14 protein-coding genes are annotated in these 15,856 nt (G+C 69.8%); 6 read left to right on the forward strand and 8 right to left on the reverse strand.

Annotation, left to right across the window (positions count from 1 at the left end):
• Nucleotides 1-97: 97 nt before the first annotated feature.
• Nucleotides 98-226 (forward strand): hypothetical protein, encoded by a 129-nt coding sequence (locus ABZX85_RS46130; RefSeq protein WP_355883933.1) that lies wholly within the window; start codon nucleotides 98-100, stop codon nucleotides 224-226.
• A gap of 35 nt (nucleotides 227-261) precedes the next feature.
• Here the strand turns inward: ABZX85_RS46130 and ABZX85_RS46135 are convergent, their stop codons facing one another.
• Nucleotides 262-1,185, reverse strand: a complete 924-nt coding sequence (locus tag ABZX85_RS46135; protein ID WP_355883934.1) for a hypothetical protein — start codon at nucleotides 1,183-1,185, stop codon at nucleotides 262-264.
• 467 nt (nucleotides 1,186-1,652) lie between these two features.
• On the opposite strand from ABZX85_RS46135, the gene ABZX85_RS46140 reads away from it, so the two are divergent.
• Complete coding sequence (locus ABZX85_RS46140; RefSeq protein WP_355883936.1) at nucleotides 1,653-2,918, forward strand: DNA sulfur modification protein DndB; 1,266 nt, start codon at nucleotides 1,653-1,655, stop codon at nucleotides 2,916-2,918.
• A 130-nt stretch (nucleotides 2,919-3,048) separates the two neighbouring features.
• Here the strand turns inward: ABZX85_RS46140 and ABZX85_RS46145 are convergent, their stop codons facing one another.
• Nucleotides 3,049-3,810, reverse strand: a complete 762-nt coding sequence (locus ABZX85_RS46145; RefSeq protein ID WP_355883938.1) for a phosphoglyceromutase — start codon at nucleotides 3,808-3,810, stop codon at nucleotides 3,049-3,051.
• Nucleotides 3,811-3,947: 137 nt separating this feature from the next.
• Between ABZX85_RS46145 and ABZX85_RS46150 the strand changes: the two genes are divergently transcribed.
• Entirely contained in the window at nucleotides 3,948-5,198 is a 1,251-nt protein-coding gene (locus ABZX85_RS46150) for an MFS transporter (RefSeq protein ID WP_355883940.1), read from the forward strand.
• On the opposite strand, the gene ABZX85_RS46155 is transcribed toward ABZX85_RS46150, so the two are convergent.
• Together ABZX85_RS46155 and ABZX85_RS46160 are read right to left on the reverse strand one after the other, a co-directional pair.
• Nucleotides 5,183-6,022, reverse strand: coding sequence for an isocitrate lyase/phosphoenolpyruvate mutase family protein (locus ABZX85_RS46155; protein ID WP_355883942.1), 840 nt, complete (start codon nucleotides 6,020-6,022; stop codon nucleotides 5,183-5,185). The genes ABZX85_RS46150 and ABZX85_RS46155 overlap by 16 nt on opposite strands.
• 88 nt (nucleotides 6,023-6,110) lie before the next feature.
• The gene (locus tag ABZX85_RS46160) at nucleotides 6,111-6,845 is read right to left on the reverse strand and encodes a hypothetical protein (RefSeq protein WP_355883944.1); all 735 of its coding nucleotides are present in this window, start codon (nucleotides 6,843-6,845) and stop codon (nucleotides 6,111-6,113) included.
• 57 nt (nucleotides 6,846-6,902) lie between these two features.
• Here ABZX85_RS46160 and ABZX85_RS46165 point away from each other — a divergent pair, with 57 nt between their 5' ends.
• Nucleotides 6,903-7,466, forward strand: coding sequence for a hypothetical protein (locus ABZX85_RS46165; RefSeq protein ID WP_355883945.1), 564 nt, complete (start codon nucleotides 6,903-6,905; stop codon nucleotides 7,464-7,466).
• Here the strand turns inward: ABZX85_RS46165 and ABZX85_RS46170 are convergent.
• From ABZX85_RS46170 to ABZX85_RS46185, 4 genes are all read right to left on the reverse strand, one after another.
• The gene (locus ABZX85_RS46170) at nucleotides 7,401-7,724 is read right to left on the reverse strand and encodes a hypothetical protein (protein ID WP_355883947.1); all 324 of its coding nucleotides are present in this window, start codon (nucleotides 7,722-7,724) and stop codon (nucleotides 7,401-7,403) included. The genes ABZX85_RS46165 and ABZX85_RS46170 overlap by 66 nt on opposite strands.
• On the reverse strand, nucleotides 7,721-8,896 hold the full coding sequence (locus tag ABZX85_RS46175; protein WP_355883949.1) for a Shedu anti-phage system protein SduA domain-containing protein: 1,176 nt from the start codon (nucleotides 8,894-8,896) through the stop codon (nucleotides 7,721-7,723). The genes ABZX85_RS46170 and ABZX85_RS46175 overlap by 4 nt, the downstream gene beginning before the upstream one ends.
• A 154-nt stretch (nucleotides 8,897-9,050) precedes the next feature.
• On the reverse strand, nucleotides 9,051-11,258 hold the full coding sequence (locus ABZX85_RS46180; protein ID WP_355883951.1) for a trypsin-like serine protease: 2,208 nt from the start codon (nucleotides 11,256-11,258) through the stop codon (nucleotides 9,051-9,053).
• 59 nt (nucleotides 11,259-11,317) lie between these two features.
• On the reverse strand, nucleotides 11,318-11,818 hold the full coding sequence (locus ABZX85_RS46185) for a hypothetical protein (protein WP_355883953.1): 501 nt from the start codon (nucleotides 11,816-11,818) through the stop codon (nucleotides 11,318-11,320).
• Nucleotides 11,819-12,057: 239 nt separating this feature from the next.
• Between ABZX85_RS46185 and ABZX85_RS46190 the strand changes: the two genes are divergently transcribed.
• Both ABZX85_RS46190 and ABZX85_RS46195 read left to right on the forward strand, forming a co-directional pair.
• Nucleotides 12,058-15,438 carry an ALF repeat-containing protein gene (locus ABZX85_RS46190; RefSeq protein ID WP_355883955.1) on the forward strand — a complete coding sequence of 1,127 codons (3,381 nt, stop codon included), beginning with the start codon at nucleotides 12,058-12,060 and terminating at the stop codon, nucleotides 15,436-15,438.
• Between the two features lie 29 nt (nucleotides 15,439-15,467).
• Nucleotides 15,468-15,854: a hypothetical protein gene (locus tag ABZX85_RS46195; RefSeq protein ID WP_355883957.1), complete on the forward strand. Its 387-nt coding sequence runs from the start codon at nucleotides 15,468-15,470 to the stop codon at nucleotides 15,852-15,854.
• Nucleotides 15,855-15,856 lie beyond the last annotated feature (2 nt).

Here is a 15,856-nt window from a genome sequence, read left to right on the forward strand (position 1 = left end):
CCGGGACGACGGCACCGTCCTCTGGAACGAGCACGCCGTCGCCGAGTGGGTCTTCTGCGACTGCTGCGGCATCAAGTCGGGTGCCGGGGACGACAAGTTGACCAAAGTCCGCCTGAACCGGGCCTATTGGGCCGCCTCGGGGGCCGTGTGGGACGTACCCACGAACGAACCGGAGAACTGGGACCTGCGGGCCCAGCTCGCCCAGATCCCGCCGGAGTGGCGCTGACGGCTCAGCCCGCCCCCGGCGAAAGCGGGTGCGTGCTAGGCGCGGTCCACGGCGAGTTCCGGGACGTCCCTCGCGACCGCGTCGTCCGTCCCGGCCCCCTCCTCCGACCCGAACCAGGCCACCGCCACCGCCCCCGAGACCGCGAGGACGAAGCCGAGTACCGCGAGCCAGGCGAAGCCGGGGCGGGAGGCGTCGCCGAGCCACCAGACGCCGATCATGCCGGGGAGGACGGTCTCGCCGACGACGAGTGCGGCGGTCGCGCCGTTCACGGAGCCGATCTGGAGGGCGACCGTGTGCAGGTACATGCCGCCGATCCCGGCGACGAGGATGGCGTACAGGGCGGGGTCGCCGAGCAGCGCGCCGAGGTCGAAGGGGGCGATCCCGTTCAGCACGCGCACCCCCACACCGAGCGCGCCGAAGCCGAGGCCGGAGAGGAGGCCGGCGAGGATCGCGGCACGGGCGCCGAGCAGTCGGACGAGGACGGTGCCGCCCACCATCAGCAGTACGGAGACCGCGAGGAGCCACCAGTGCGTCGCGATCGGCGTGTGCCCGCTGCCCTCGGGGCCCGCCGCGCTCGCGAGCAGCACCAGCGCCGAGCAGACGACCGCGATCGACGTCCACTCCTTCCGGGTCAGCCGGATGCCGAGCAGCTTGACGCTCAGGACGGCCGTGATGATCAGGTTCGCGCTGATGACCGTCTGCGACAGGAACAGCGGCAACAGCCTGGCCGCCAGCGCGCCGAGCCCGAAGCCGACGAAGTCCAGCACCGTCCCGACGATGAACTCCCAGGTCATCGCGGCCTGTGCGGTGGACGAGAGGCTGGGGCCACCGTGCGTCGTGACCTGCCCCTCCGCCGCCGCCTGCCGCCGGGCCGACTTCCGCGAGCCGACGGCTTGCAGTACGGAGCCCGTGCCGTAGCAGATCGACGCCGCGATGGCGGTCAGGAGTCCTATGAGCACCGAGCGCTCCGTTCAAGGGGGTGGGTTCCTGTGCGTTCCCTCTGCCAGACGTGGGATCGGGCGGGGGCGTTGCTTGGGTGGGGGTGGTGTTCGCACATCCCGCGTGCGCAGCACGTCGTACCCGACAGGAAAGCCTCGACCCCTCAGCCAAGCCCTTGGCGACTCACCGCCCTCAGCAGCCTCTTCGGCTGGAGGTACCAGCCCGTCCACCCTGGCAATACACAGACAACGATCTTCACCACCAGTCGAAAGCCCCCGAGAGATACAGGACGGCCAGTCGGAGGCGCCACACGTTCACGATCGCCTCACCCGTGAACAAATGATTGCACAAACGAAAGATTCGCAACCAATTCCTCCAACCTGTCTCTCAAATTAAGAATTTACCTCCCCTCGACAGCGGACACCCTATACGGTTTATTTCTTGCCGCACCCGAAGGCGTCCAAATATTCCCGACAGGGGGATTGTCGTGAGCATTTCTGTCGACCCTCTACGTTTGTCCAAGCCGCAAGACTCCAGCACCTACCTAGCAATCAAGACACCTCAAGGCGGCCGTACCGTCTACAGCGTGCGAGTTCCTCTTCTGGACCTTCCCACCATCCTCCCGGTTCCTGACCCCAACAACGTCGACAAGGACAACCGAAAGGTTGATCGCCTCCACGCCAAACACTTCGGCGAGTATCTCGATGCCAAACAGGACTGGGTGGCACCTGCCCTCTTGGCCAGGGACGGCGGCGGATGCACTTTCGAAAAAGTGGATGATCACGGCAACGTCGGCTATCTCACAGTCCCTTGGGCGATCGGCGGCATCTCGTCCCTGCGCACCATCGACGGCCAGCATCGCGTACTCGGGGTCGCCATCGAGAAACAACGCATCACAGACGCCATCTCCGCAGTCGACCGCGAGATGGCTCGCAAAGTCAGCCCGGAGAAGGCAGCAAAACTCGAAGCCGAACGCGAAAAATTCATCGGCCGGATGAATCGCCTGAAAGCCGAGTACGTCGGCCTGGACATCTACGTCGAACCAGATCCGATCAAGTCACAGCAGATGTTCGTGGATGTAGCCGACAACGCCAAGGGAATCAGCAGCGCCGTCCGCGCTCGTTTCGACAGCTACAAGGTCGCCAACCGCACCTTGTCCGACGTCATCGACCATCCGCTGCTGAAAGGACGAATCGACGCCGAACAGGACCGCATGACACTCAAGAACCCAAACTTCATGGGTGCCAAGCACGTCGCCGACATCACACGTGCCGTCATTGCCGGCGCCGGCGGACGGATCAGCAAGAAAGCCGAACAAACCCTCACCGACGGCGAAGTGATCGAACAGGTCAAGGATTTCCTCGACGTCATCTCCAATGCTTTCGATGACCTCGCCGCCCTCACCGAGGACGATCCCGAGGCGGATCGCCAGTCAGGAGAACTGACCAGGGCCCAAGAGGTACGCCGTAACTCACTCCTCGGCTCGGTAGGAATGCTCCGTGTTCTCGGCGGTGTTTTCCGTTCTCTGCGATCAGGTGACAACCCGATCGAACTCGATGACATCACCGCCTTCTTCAAGCGTCTCGATCCTCACATGACAGCACCGGTCGCCGAGACCAGCATCTGGCGGACTACAGCGGCGAACAATGACTTCGAACCAAATGCCGCGGCACCGATCATGCGGACCCAGAACATTGTCCATCTCGTCGAGGTAATCACCGGCTGGTACAAGAAATCTCCCACGGCGCTATAGCCTCAACAGGATTTTTGTTTTCCCCACTCCGACACGGGAGAAATCCCCAAATTCGGCACTCACATCCGGCGGGAAGAAAAATCCCCCTGTTCCGCAGGAAAACACGGAACAGGGGGTTTCGGTTAGCCGCTTACTTCTTCTTCCCCTGATTCTTGACCGCCTCAATAGCAGCCGCAGCCGCCTCAGGGTCCAGATACTTCCCGCCCGGCACGACCGGCTTGAAGTCCGCGTCCAGTTCGTAGGCCAGCGGAATCCCGGTGGGGATGTTCAGGCCCGCGATGTCGGCGTCCGAGACCCCGTCGAGGTGCTTGACGAGGGCGCGCAGGGAGTTGCCGTGGGCGGCGACCAGGACCGTGCGGCCGGCGAGGAGGTCCGGGACGATGCCGTCGTACCAGTAGGGGAGCATGCGGACGACGACGTCCTTGAGGCACTCCGTGCGGGGCCGCAGCTCCGGGGGGATGGCGGCGTAGCGGGGGTCGCCGGACTGGGAGAACTCCGTGCCGTCCGCCAACGCCGGCGGGGGCGTGTCGTAGGAGCGGCGCCACAGCATGAACTGCTCCTCGCCGAACTCCGCGAGGGTCTGCGCCTTGTCCTTGCCCTGGAGGGCGCCGTAGTGGCGCTCGTTGAGGCGCCAGCTGCGGTGGACGGGAATCCAGTGCCGGTCGGCGGACTCCAGGGCGAGCTGCGCGGTACGGATCGCGCGCTTCTGGAGGGACGTGTGGACCACGTCGGGGAGGAGACCGGCGGCCGTCAGGAGCTCACCGCCGCGGACCGCCTCCTTCTCGCCCTTCTCGTTGAGATTGACGTCCACCCAGCCGGTGAACAGGTTCTTCGCGTTCCATTCGCTCTCGCCGTGGCGGAGGAGGATCAGCTTGTACGGTGCGTCGGCCATGCGTATGAGCGTAATCGAAGGGTTTGGGCCACAGCGCCTCGCGGTGCATTGACGAGATCTGTTAATCGGCTCGCTCCCGGAACACCCCCTCTCGTAACGTACGTATACCGCCTGCACCACTTACACCGGGGGTCTCCATGTCCATCGCGTCCCTCAGACGCGCCACCCGCGAGAGCGTCTCCGGCCTGCCCCGCGAGTTCTGGTGGCTGTGGACGAGCACGCTGATCAACCGGCTCGGCGCGTTCGTCGCCACGTTCATGGCGCTGTACCTGACCCTCGACCGCGGCTACTCCGCCTCGTACGCCGGTCTCGTCGCGTCGCTGCACGGGCTCGGCGGCGTCGTCTCGTCCCTGGCCGGCGGGGTGATGGCGGACCGCCTCGGACGCCGGCCGACCCTGCTGATCGCCCAGCTGTCGACGGCCTTCTCCGTCGCCCTGCTCGGCTTCGTCACCGACCCGGTCGCCATCGCGGGCGTCGCGTTCCTCGTCGGCGCGGCGAGCAACGCGTCCCGGCCGGCGGTGCAGGCGATGATGGCGGACATCGTGCGCCCCGAGGACCGCGTACGGGCCTTCTCCCTCAACTACTGGGCGATCAACCTGGGGTTCGCGGTCTCGTCGGCGGGCGCGGGGCTCATCGCCGGGGTCAGCTATCTCGCCGGGTTCCTCATCGAGGCGGGGATGACGTTCGTCTGCGCGATCGTCGTCTTCCTCAAGCTGCCCGAGTCCCGGCCGACCCGGGCGAAGTCGGCGGCCGAGGAGAACGTCTCGCTCGCCACCGTCGTCCGCGACCGGCGGTTCATGTCGCTGGTCGGGCTGTCGTTCCTGGTCGCGCTGATCTTCCAACAGGGCGCCGTGGGGCTGCCGGTGGCGATGGGGGAGGCCGGATTCTCGCCCGCGGACTACGGGGTGGCGATCGCGGTGAACGGCGTGCTGATCGTCGTCCTCCAGATCCCGGTCACCCGGTTCATCGAACACCGCGATCCCGTACGGCTGTTGGTCATCTCCTCGGTCCTCGCGGGGTACGGGTTCGGCCTCACCGCGTTCGCCGGTTCCGTCGGTGTCTTCGCGCTGACCGTGTGCGTGTGGACCCTCGCGGAGATCGTCAACGCGCCCACCCAGACCGGCCTCGTCGTCCGCTTCTCCCCCTCCCACGGGCGCGGTCGCTACCAGGGCATGTACACCCTCTCCTGGTCCGCCGCCGCCCTCATCGCCCCCCTCATGTCCGGCCTGGTCATCGACCGTCTCGGCGCGGAGTGGCTGTGGGGGACGTGTGCGGTGGTGGGTACGGTGGCGGGGGCGGGGTACTGGCTGCTGCTGCGGCGAATCCCCGCCGAGGAGACGGCAGTTGAGGCGCCGGTGGAGCGCGAGGCGGCTCAGCCCCTCTCGTAGAGGGCGTTGATCTCGTCCTGCGGGAGTTGGGCCGCGGCGTAGGTGAAGGTGCCCTGCTCGGCCAACTCCCTTGCCGCATCGGCCAGTTGGCGGTACATCGTCCGTACGATGCTCCCCCCGACGGTCACCCGCCGCACCCCCAGCGCCCTCAGGTCGGCCATCGACAACGCGCCGCCCGTCAGGCCCATCACGACATTCAGGGGGCCGTCGATGCCCCGCACCAGCGCGCCGATCGTCTCCGCGTCGGCCGCGCCCGGTACGAACGCGCAGTCGGCGCCCGCCGCGAGGTACGCGTTGGCCCGGTCGACCGCCTCGCCGAGGGTGCCGCCCGTGAGGAGGACGTCGGTGCGGCCGACCAGGGCGAAAGGCGTCCCGCCCGCGTCGACCGCCGCACGGGCCGCGCGCATCCGCTCCACCGCAAGCCCCTTGTCGTACAGGGGAGTTGCCCGATCCCCCGTGAAATCCTCGATGTTGCCGCCCACCGCACCCGCCGCGATCGTCAACTCGATCGTCTCCACGACGAGTTCGGGACTCGCACCGTACCCGTCCTCCAGATCCGCACTGAGCGGTACGTCGACCCCGGCCGCCATCTCCGCGACACGGGCCAGCATCTCCGTACGGCCGAGCCGCCCCTCCCCGTACCCGTGATCCGGTCGCCCCAGCGAGAACGCGATACCCGCACTCGTCGTCGCGACGGCCGGGAACCCGGCGGACTCCAGCAGGCGCGCACTGCCGACGTCCCAGGCGTTGGGCAGCAGGAAGCAGCCGTCCTTCCGGTGCAAGTCGAGGAAATCCTGGGCGCGTTGACGCTTCTCGGTGTTCATGGGTCCCTTTCTCTGCCGCCTCTGTGACGACCGTATGCCTTCGTGGTCCGGTGCGGAGGTTGCCGTTCGCGCGGGTCGGCGGGGACTTCTAGGGGCCCTCGCGTTCGATCAGCCGGCCTTCGCTCAGCGTGTAGAAGCGGGCCGGGGTCGCGTCCACCGGACGGGCCGGTTTCTCCGGGGCGTCGGGGTTCCGGATACGGAATCCGTGGAGCTGGACGGCCTCCGCGTCCACGTCGTCGGGGTGCGGGCGGCCCTCCAGGATGAATCCGCAGAGCGCGCGCAGGGCGTCCTCGCCGAACTCCAGGGGGTGGAAGGGGAGCGCGTACGGTTCGTCCTCCTCGCCGGGCCACGGGATGATCTCCGCCGGGCGGTCCCCTGCCCAGTAAGGGAGTTCGAACGGGAGCGGTTCGCCGATGTTCTCCACGATCCCGTCGTCCGGCGAGACGCTCAGCGAACGGACCAGCCGGCCGTCCTCCCACACGGCGAAGGCGAGCCAGTCGACCACGCTGTGCATCGCGTGCAGGACGAGTCGGCGCCCCGCGCTCGCCGCCACGAGGTGTTCCGGGAGGCGCGAGGGGAAGTCGAGCATCACCTCCCGGTCTCCGATGACGTCCACCCCCGGCCAACTCCCCGCGTACACCGTCCCCTCCGACGGGTACACGGCATCCGAGAGGCCCATCCCCCCAGCCTCCTCGATCCCGCACCCCGGATACAGCCGCCACACCAACTCCGCGGTCCGCGCCCCGTCCGCGTCCCCCACCCGCTTCAACAACTCCGGGACGTCGCCGTCCGCATACACGAGCAGTCCTGTCTTGGCACCCATGTGGACGACCGTAGCCGGGGGCACTGACAACGCGGCGGATGCGGATACCGTCGGGCCGTGGACCCGACCGACATAGGCGAGCTGATCCCCCTGCTCGCGCCCCTCGCCCTGCGTACGACCGTCCTGTCACCGACCACCGGAACGCCGGGCCCGCGCGAAAGCTCCGTCGGGGGGCCGCTGTTGTGGCCCTCCTCGGAGGAGTGGCCGCGCTGTGGGCAGCGGGGGCACTGGCTGCCGCCGGACGACAAGCGGGTCGTCGGCGAGGTCCCGATGGTCCCCGTCGTCCAGCTCTTCGCCCGTGACGTACCGGAGTTGGAGTTCCCCGAAGGCGCCGATGTCCTCCAGCTCGTCTGGTGCACCCTCAACCACCCGGCAGACTCCGAGGACTCCGTCCTCCCCCGCCTCTACTGGCGCGACGAGGCGGCCGTCCTCGCGGGCGGTCTCCTGCTCGACGTCCCCGTCCCTCAGGAGGGCGAGGAACGCCTCGGCTCCCCCTACACCGATGTTCGTGTGCAGGGAGTGCCCGGCGATGCCGTACGCGCATCGGTTCGACTGCTAGGACGCCCCCGGTCGGAGATGCCGGGAAGCGGTGAGGCAGGAAGACAGCCAGGCCGCTTCTGAGCGGTCGACGACGAGGTCCTCGACGGTGATCATCCCGTCCATCACCTGCCCGACCCGTATGGACCGGTCCCCGACCCGGAACAGTTGCCATTCGGCGTCGCTGTGCCAGAGTCTGGCGGTCTTCTCCCCACGGCGCTGGGCGAAGACCAGTTCCTCCCCGTGTTCGTTCCGGAAGTACCCGACGTAGTCCTTGCTCGTGATCGTGCCACCGCACAGGCGGGCCAGAAGCTCTTCGATCGCGGGCGGGGTGTCGCTCATGCCGTGGGCTCCTCGGGCCGGCTCAGTTCCTGTCGCGCCGACGAGAGCGCCAGCATGCGGGCCGCCGAGTCCAACAGGGTCTCGTACGTGATGACTTCTATGCGGGAGGCGTGGGCGTTGTAGGTGCGCAGCGTCTCCGCGACCTCCTGAGGGGTGATGCCCCCGGTGACGTACCGGGAGTGCCCGATCACCACTGTCGCCGAGGCCCTGCGGGTGTCCACACCGTGCTTCGCGAGGATGGCCCGGCGGTTCTCGTCGAGGGTCCGCAGGTAGTTCTGCGCCTGGGAGACCGCTTGATGCGGTGGAGCGCCCAGCATGAGGTGGCCGCTGCGACGGATGACCAGCTTCTCGATGTCGGCACGCTTGAGTTCCACCACGTGCAAGGAGCCGTCCGCCCGCAGCAAGGGGATATCGAGGATGGTGTCCGGGGTGTACTGCCTGCGCGCCAGCTCGGCCACGTAGGCACCGCCGAAGATCCACTCCTGGTCCTTCAGCTGATCGTGGAGAGCGCCCTCGGAACTGTTCGGATCGTCCACGACGACTCGCAGCGCCTCCAGCGCGGTTCGCCTGGCTTTCAGCGCGAGCACTTGGGCCAGCAACTCCGTGTCGGCGTCCGCCAAGATGTCGGTCAGCAACTCGGCGGTTTCGGCGGAGACCGCGCGCGGCAGGCTCCGGAGGACCACGTTCATGTGTCCGAGCTTCTGGAGTCGTCGCACTTCCTTGGTGGACAACTGGACACCGCCTTCGCCCGTTCCGAGACCCAGGTGGTCGATGGATTGAGCGATGCCCTGAAAAACGTCACGCGCGTCCGAGGCCGTGGCGTCAGGAGTGTCGCGGCGCAGGGCGTCCAGGACGGCGACTGCCCGGTCGGCGCCCAGAGCCACCGTCCTCCGCATGTACTCCTCGCTGCGCTGCCGTGCCCTCTCGTCGTACTGCGCCTGCACAACGTCCAGGAACATCTCGCCTCCGGCGTACGCGGCGAAACGCTGGAAACGCTGGGCGAACTCGAAGTCCCCGCAGAGGATGGCCTCTTGAGCCACGTCCTCCAGGGCGTTCACCAACGGTTTGCCCTTGCCGTACGTACCGCCCAGCCCTCCCATGACGCGCAGCACCGCGTCGATGCGCGCTCTCACACTCGCGTGCTCAGTGAGGCCCTTCCCCTCTTCGACCATGTGTCGAAGCGTGCGACTGGAACGGAATGGCGTCATGCAAACCACCCTAAGAACGACCACTGACAACGCCCCCGCCCGGTGATCCCGGACGGGGGCGTTCGACGCGGCTGCCTCAAGGCAAGGCCCGTTCACCTCAAAGCGAACCGCAGCCCGTTCAGCGGGCCGCGTGCCCGAACCGATCCCCCGTCGCCGGGAGGCCACCCGCGCCCGGCTGGTAGACCGTGGCCGCAGCCACAGCCCCGCCCGCAGTCACGTTCGACAACGGCAACGCATACAGCGTGCCGTAGGCCGAAGGCCCGTACGGAAGGCCGACGTACAGGCTCGTGCCGGTGTACCAGAGGCTGGAGCCGAGCTGCTGGTTGGCGCCCGGCGTGCCCGGGATGCCGTCGCCGTCGCCCACCTCCAGCCAGCGGTCGCCCGCGCCCGGCGTGCCGAGGAGGGAGAAGGTCTGGACGGCGCCCGCCTTGGCGGTGGTGCCGATCGCCTCGCCGGGAACACCGACCGCCAGCTTCAGGGTGGCAGCCGAACTCACCGCACGCGGCGCCGTGTTGACCGCGGCCAGTGTCGAGCCGAAGAGGTCGCCCGCCTCGGAGGTGCCGGAGACGTCGTCGTCGCCGGTCCCGGAGGAGTACCCGTTGAGCTGGGTGTACGTACCGGCGGCGGTGACCCGGAAGGTCAGGACGTTGCCGGTGTCGGTCTTGGAGACCCCGTCGATGTCGAGGTCCTCACCGGGGGACCCGACCGCGAGGATGGAGTCCGTCGCCGAAGCCGCCCCCGACGGCCGGTACGACACGATCGCGAGCGACTTCCCGAAGAGGTCACCGGGCTCGGCGCCCCCGGACACCGTGTCGAGGTCCTGGTCGAGCCCGAACAACGGGGTGGGCCGCTTCTCGGAGTTGAGGACGTTCGGGTTGAAGACGGCGAGGTTGCCGGCGTTCGCGTCGGTCCCGATCGTCTCGTTGGGCGCGGAGACCGCGAAGTGGTTGGAGCCCGCGGCGATGGCGCCCCCGAACCCGTCGTTCGGCTCGATCGCCCCCGGCACGTCGAGGCTGTCCTGGTGGATGGAGACGTTGGTGGACCCCTGGAGGTAGAACACCTCACCGGCCCCGGCCGACCCGTCGAGCCCCTCCCCCGGCACCCCGATGACGATGTACGGCTCACCGGCGTTGGTGACGGCGGCGGCGACGGCCGCCCCCATCCGGTCCCCGCTCTCGGGCCCGGACGCGGCGATGGACCCGTTCCCGTTGCCCTGCTGGTAGTTGGCGTCCTTCAGGGTCCCGGTGCCGATCCCGCCGGGCGCCCCGTAGAGGAGGTCGGTCATCCCGGCGTCGACGGCGTCGCCGAGATCCTCACCCGGCGTCCCGACGACGAGGTCGGTGCACCCGTCGGCGTCGTAGTCGACGGTCGCGATCGCGTCGCCGAAGTTGTCGCCCGCCTCGGCCCCGCCGTTGACCCAGTCGAGGTCCTGCTGGAGCTCGACGGTGCCCTTGCCGCCGCCGTACACGATCCGTACGGAGCCGGCGCCCGCGTCGCCGCCGATGGTGGCGCCGGGGTCGGCGATCGCGACGTCCTCGACGCCGTCGCAGTTGAAGTCGGTGACGCGGGGCGCGCCGACGACACCGGTCACCCAGGACGCGATGTCGTCGACCCGCGCGACGACGCCTCCCGTACGGGTCTCGGTGGCGTCGATGCCGTAGCAACCGCCTTGGTAGGAGCGGCTGTTGAGCCCGACGAGCTGGCCGCCCCGGACGACGGGGCCGCCGGAGTCGCCCTGGCAGGCGGCGGCGCCGTCGACACCGGTGACCGTCGCGGTGCCGGTCGCGGCGGCGTCGACCGTCAGCGCGCCCGTGTGCAGCTTCAGCGGCACCCACTCGGTCTTCGTCCGCCCGTACCCGGCGAACGTGAGCTGCTCGCCGGCGGCAGGCGCGGTCGTCGAGACGACGGCCGGCGTCACCCCGGTGACGGGCTTGTTCAGGCGGGCCAGGACGACGTCCCGGTCCGTGCGCGGCACGATCTCGACGACTTCGCGCACGGCGCCGTCGGTGCCGGAGAGGTCGGTGCGGCCGATCGTCGCGACCGTCTTCTGCGCGGGCTTGCCGGCCGGCACGGTCAGCGAGGACGCGGGGTCGGCGGCGAAGCAACTGGCCGCGGTGAGCAGCCATTCGGTGTCGACGAGGACGCCGGAGCAGCCGCTCGCGTAGTCGCCGACGAGGATCTGGGCGGTGTAGGCGTAGCTGGTGCCGGTCGCGGCGGTGCCGGTGACGGCCTGGGCGGCCGGCGCGGCGCACACGGCGACGGGTCCGGCGAGGAGGGCCGCGGCGAGCGCGGACAGACGTAGCGGGAGGGGTCTGGGTCGGGTCATGTCGTGGGTTTCCTCAGGGGGTTCGAACGGAGAAAGGATCAACTCGCCTTTTTCGACGGCTACTTCGAGCTCCTGATCTCCACGAGCATGTGCGACCGGCCCTGTTCGTCCGCGCTCTCCCCGACCGCCGTCCAGGCGTTCTTGGCGACGTCGAAGGACTTCTCCTCCGTGCCGACGGTCATGTCGACCTCGGTCGTGTAGTCGTTGCCGCGCACCCCGTACACCGCCGGGAGCTCCAGCGTCAGCCAGCCGGAGGCGCCCTTGACGTCGAAGCAGATCTTGTCCTTGTCGTGCGCCCAGACTTCCAGCTGTCCGGTGCCGGTGACGCAGTCGGCGAGGGTGATGTGCCCGTCGCCGCGCTTCAGGACGATGTCCTTCTCCGCGAGGATCTTGTCCGCCTGCGGATAGCCGTACTTCTCGACGGTGTACCCGGGGGCGTCGTCCGCCACCGGGGCGACCGCTCCGGATTCCGTCCCGAATGCGCCGAATGCAAGCCACGCCACAGCCCCCGCCGCCATGGCGGCGCCCACTATGCGCCGAATGGTTCTTTGCAACTTCATTAACATCCTCGCGTTTTATTTCCGGGTGAATACAAGTTCCTGACAGGAACTCCACCCACGGCGGATGTCATCCAAGACCCGGCAAGTAAGCCCTGTCCAGGGCGGTGAATGTGACGTACAACACGCTCAAAGAAATGTGAAGGTCCGCTTGTGCACATTTGGCGAATGCGTTGACTTCGATCATGGTGCGTGCTTTACCTATGCCGGAAAACTCAAAAGCACCGGAAGGATGATTCCTTTTGCCTCCCTCTTCTTTGTGGAGCAGACGCCGGGTCCTCACCGCCGTGGCCGGCGTGGCCGCGGTACCGGCCCTTCCCTCGATCCTCACGCTGACGGCGACACCGGCCGCGGCGGCGGACGACACGTCCGGCAGCGGACTGCCCGACACCGAACGCGGTCGCGCGGTGTGGGCGTACAAGACCGGCGGACGCAGTGTCCGCGAGGGCGCCACCGCCGCGCTGCTGGGCACCCCGGCCGCGGTCACCGCGTTCCTCACCACCGACCTCCCCGCCCGCCGGGCGGAGGACAACCGCATGGGTGTGCTGGCGGGTCTCCCCTACGCCGGCAAGTCGGTCCAGAGCTTGGCCAATACGGCGTTGTCGGCGGGGGATGACGCGGTCTCGGCCTTCCTGGACGGCAGCTACCGGACAGCGGTCAGCTCCGACCTGCGCGCCTCGGTGCTCACGGTCATGAACAACAGCGGCGCCGCCGTCCAGAAGGCCGGCACCAAGGCGCTGGACGCGGGCGACGACAAGACCCTGCACACCTTCCTGAACGACGGCCAGTTCACCGCGCAGGCCGAGGACGAGCGGATCGCCGTCTTCAAGATCCTCGCCACCGCCTCCCCCCAGGTCGCCACCTACGCCCAACGGGCCCTGGACGACGGCTCGGCGGCGGCGATCCGACAGTTCCTGATCTCCGGTCAGTACATCGCGCGCGCCCGGGACGAGGAGGCCGCGACGATCGACCAGCTCGTCGCGATCGTCGAACGCGAGGGCAAGCGCGCCCAGTTGCAGACCGAGCAGGCCGTCGCCGCCTCCGACAAGGCGAAGGACGCGGCGGAGAAGGCCAAGGCCGCCGCGCTCAAGGCCGCCGACGAGGCCGCCGCCGCCAAGGACGACGTCGCGAAGTCGGCCCGGGCCGCCAACGCCGCCGCGTCCGCCGCGAAGGGGGCCGCCGCCGCGGCCTCCACGGCGATCTCCGCGTCCCGGGTCGCGCAAGCCGCGTCCGGCCGGGCCACGGTCGCCGCCCAGGCCGCCGCCTCGGCCGCCGCAGCCGCCGGGAGCGCCGCCTCCCGCGCGTACGGCGCCGCGATCGCCGCGTCGAAGGACGCGTCCAAGGCGTCCGCCGCCCGGCAGGCCGCCGAGGGCGCCCGCAACGCGGCGAGCAAGGCCCGTACCGCCGCGAAGGCCGCCGACCAGGCGCGGGCCGCCGCCGCCGCGTGCGACACGGCCGGGGCCGCCGCCAAGTCGGCCGCGAACAACGCGGCAGCCGCCGCGAACGCCGCCGCTGCCGCCGCCGCGTCCTCCGGCGTCGCCCAGGCGCAGGCCGCGCGCGCCCGCGCAGCCGCCGCCGAGGCCAACGCCGCCGCCGCGCGCGCCACCGCCGCCGCGAACACCGCCTCCACCCTCGCCGGACGCGCCGCGGCGGCTGCCGCCGTGGCCCGGGACGCCGCCAACTCCGCCGCCGCGCACGCCGAGAAGGCGGCGGCAGCGGCGGACGAGGCGGCGGCGCACGCCGGTGAGGCCGTCGAGTACGCCAAGCGCTCCACGGAGTACGCGAACGCCGCCGTCGAGGCCGCCAACACCGCCGCCGACGCGGTCAAGGAGGCGCAGGAGGTCGAGAAGGCCGCCCGCACCGCCGAGACCGAGCGGATCGACGCCGACACCGCGATCGGCGTCGAACTCGCCCGCCTCGCCGCCCAGGAGGAGACGGACGACCTCGCCCAGGTGAACCGCGAGCGCACCCAGGCCGACCGCACCTCCTCCGAGACGAAGGACCTGGTCGCCGCAGCCGAGGCCGCCGTCGCCGCCGGTGACACCGCGACGGCCGTCGGCAAGGGCCGCCAGGCCGCCCTGATCCTGCTGGAGTCGGCCGGCTCCTGGACCCGCCAGGCCGCCGAGTACGCCCTCTCCGGCACCGAGTACGACGTCCTGAACTGGCTCTCCGCCGACCGCGCCCTCGCCGAGGGCCAGGACGACCGGGAGACCGTCGTCACCGTCGCCGAGATCTCCCGCACCTCCGTCGCCCAGGCCGCCGCCGACGCGCTCGCCTCGGCCGCCCCGGACGCCGTCCGCACCTTCCTCGCGACCGGCGCGATCGAGGCGGCCCGGACCGACAACCGGGTGCTCGTCCTCAACGTCGTCGGCGCGAACCCGGGCGCCGCCGTCCAGGCGAAGGCCCAGGCCGCGCTCGACGACGGCAGCGCGGTCGCCCTGCACCGCTTCCTCCAGATCGAGTACGCGGAGGCGATCAAGGAGGACGACCGGGTCGAGATCTTCAAACTGCTCGCGACCGGCGGGCAGTACATGAGGTCGGCCGCGCAGATCGTCCTGGAGGGCCCCGCCCGGATGCGGCGGAACTTCGTCAGCCACGACCAGTTCGACGTGGCCCGCCTCGACCAGGACGCCGCCGCGCACATCTCGGCGATCCGCGCGGCCATCGCGCACGCCGCCAAGGTCGCCGCCAAGGCCCAGGAGGACGCCGCCCTCGCCTCCAAGGCCGCCGCCGAGGCCCGCCAGGCCGCGGCCGAGGCGACCGAGTGGAAGAACAAGGCCGACGGGTACGCCGCCGCCGCGCAGACCTCCGCCGCCGAGGCGAAGTCCAATGCCGACGCCGCGGACAAGTCGGCCGCCGACGCCGCGAAGTCCGCCGCCTCCGCCCAGCAGGCCGCCGCCGTGGCCCGGACGGCGGCACGCACCGCGAACTACTCGGCGCGCCGGGCCGCCGCCTCCGCCACCCAGGCCGTCGCCTCGGCCGCCTCCGCGCAGGCGTCCGCGACCTCGGCCCGCGCCTCCGCGGTCCAGGCCGGCAAGGACGCCCAGGCCGCTGCCGCCGCCGCGTCCGACGCGAACCGGATCTACACGGCGAAGGTCGCCGCCGAGGCCAAGCAGCGCGCGATGGACGCGGCCGACAAGGCCCGGGGGTACGAGAGCAGCGGCACCAACCCCTCCCAGAACGCGGACAGCGACAAGCCCTGGTACGTCGACTGGGGCATCTGGCCGGACGACATCGGCAGCGCGAGCGAGTGGTCGACCGTCGTCGGCCACTACTCGACGATCGTCGGCGGCGGCGCGGTCGCCCTAGGGGTCGCCTCGCTGTTCTTCCCGCCGCTGGCCCCGATCGCCATCGGCGTCGGCATCAGCTCCGTGGTGATCCAGGGCGTCAGCGCGTTCCTGGCGCTCGCGGGCAACGACTGGAACTGGCAGAGCAAGCAGTTCCAGTCGGCGTTCGGGCTGTTCGGCCTCGGTCTCGTCACCCTGGGCGTCGGCGGCCCGCTGTCCAAGATCGGGCTCAGCTACGCGGACGACGCGGTGAAGCTCGCCGACACCGTGGGCGGCAAGATCGTCGGCCTCGCCGGGGACGTCACGACGACGATCACCGGTCTGCTGACCTGGTAATCCCGGTACGAGAGGGCGAGGATGCGCGCATGCTGACCGAGAACCTGTCCACGACCGGCTGGTGGGTCCTCGCCCTCGTCTCGGGCGCGGCCCTGGGCCTGGCGTCCCTGACCCTGGCCGACCGGCGCAAGCCGGCCCACCGGATCATCGTCGTCGCGGTGCCCGGCAGCATGGGGCTGTTCCTGTGGGCGCAGGCACGGTTCGGCGACCTCGAAGGCAGGCAGGCCCTGTTCTTCTACACGCTGATCTGTCTCAGCCTGGTGATCCTGCGGGCGGTCTACCACCCGTGGTTCAGACGCCAGTTCCGGCTGCGCGACGCGGGGGAGCCGATGGAGAACGCGACCACCCCCCAGGTGTTCCTGTTCCTCTTCTCCTTCGTCGCCACGTTCGTCGGCGTCGCGTTCCTCGTCCACTGAGT

The sequence above is a fragment of the Streptomyces sp. NPDC004539 genome (assembly GCF_040610055.1).
GTDB lineage: Bacteria > Actinomycetota > Actinomycetes > Streptomycetales > Streptomycetaceae > Streptomyces.

Excerpts from the sequence above, each read along its gene's own strand:
- ABZX85_RS46145 (WP_355883938.1), bottom strand. The coding sequence starts at position 3,810 with ATGGCCGACGCACCGTACAAGCTGATCCTCCTCCGCCACGGCGAGAGC.
- ABZX85_RS46150 (WP_355883940.1), top strand. The coding sequence starts at position 3,948 with ATGTCCATCGCGTCCCTCAGACGCGCCACCCGCGAGAGCGTCTCCGGC.
- ABZX85_RS46155 (WP_355883942.1), bottom strand. The coding sequence starts at position 6,022 with ATGAACACCGAGAAGCGTCAACGCGCCCAGGATTTCCTCGACTTGCAC.
- ABZX85_RS46160 (WP_355883944.1), bottom strand. The coding sequence starts at position 6,845 with ATGGGTGCCAAGACAGGACTGCTCGTGTATGCGGACGGCGACGTCCCG.
- ABZX85_RS46170 (WP_355883947.1), bottom strand. The coding sequence starts at position 7,724 with ATGAGCGACACCCCGCCCGCGATCGAAGAGCTTCTGGCCCGCCTGTGC.
- ABZX85_RS46175 (WP_355883949.1), bottom strand. The coding sequence starts at position 8,896 with ATGGTCGAAGAGGGGAAGGGCCTCACTGAGCACGCGAGTGTGAGAGCG.
- ABZX85_RS46180 (WP_355883951.1), bottom strand. The coding sequence starts at position 11,258 with ATGACCCGACCCAGACCCCTCCCGCTACGTCTGTCCGCGCTCGCCGCG.
- ABZX85_RS46185 (WP_355883953.1), bottom strand. The coding sequence starts at position 11,818 with ATGAAGTTGCAAAGAACCATTCGGCGCATAGTGGGCGCCGCCATGGCG.
- ABZX85_RS46195 (WP_355883957.1), top strand. The coding sequence starts at position 15,468 with ATGCTGACCGAGAACCTGTCCACGACCGGCTGGTGGGTCCTCGCCCTC.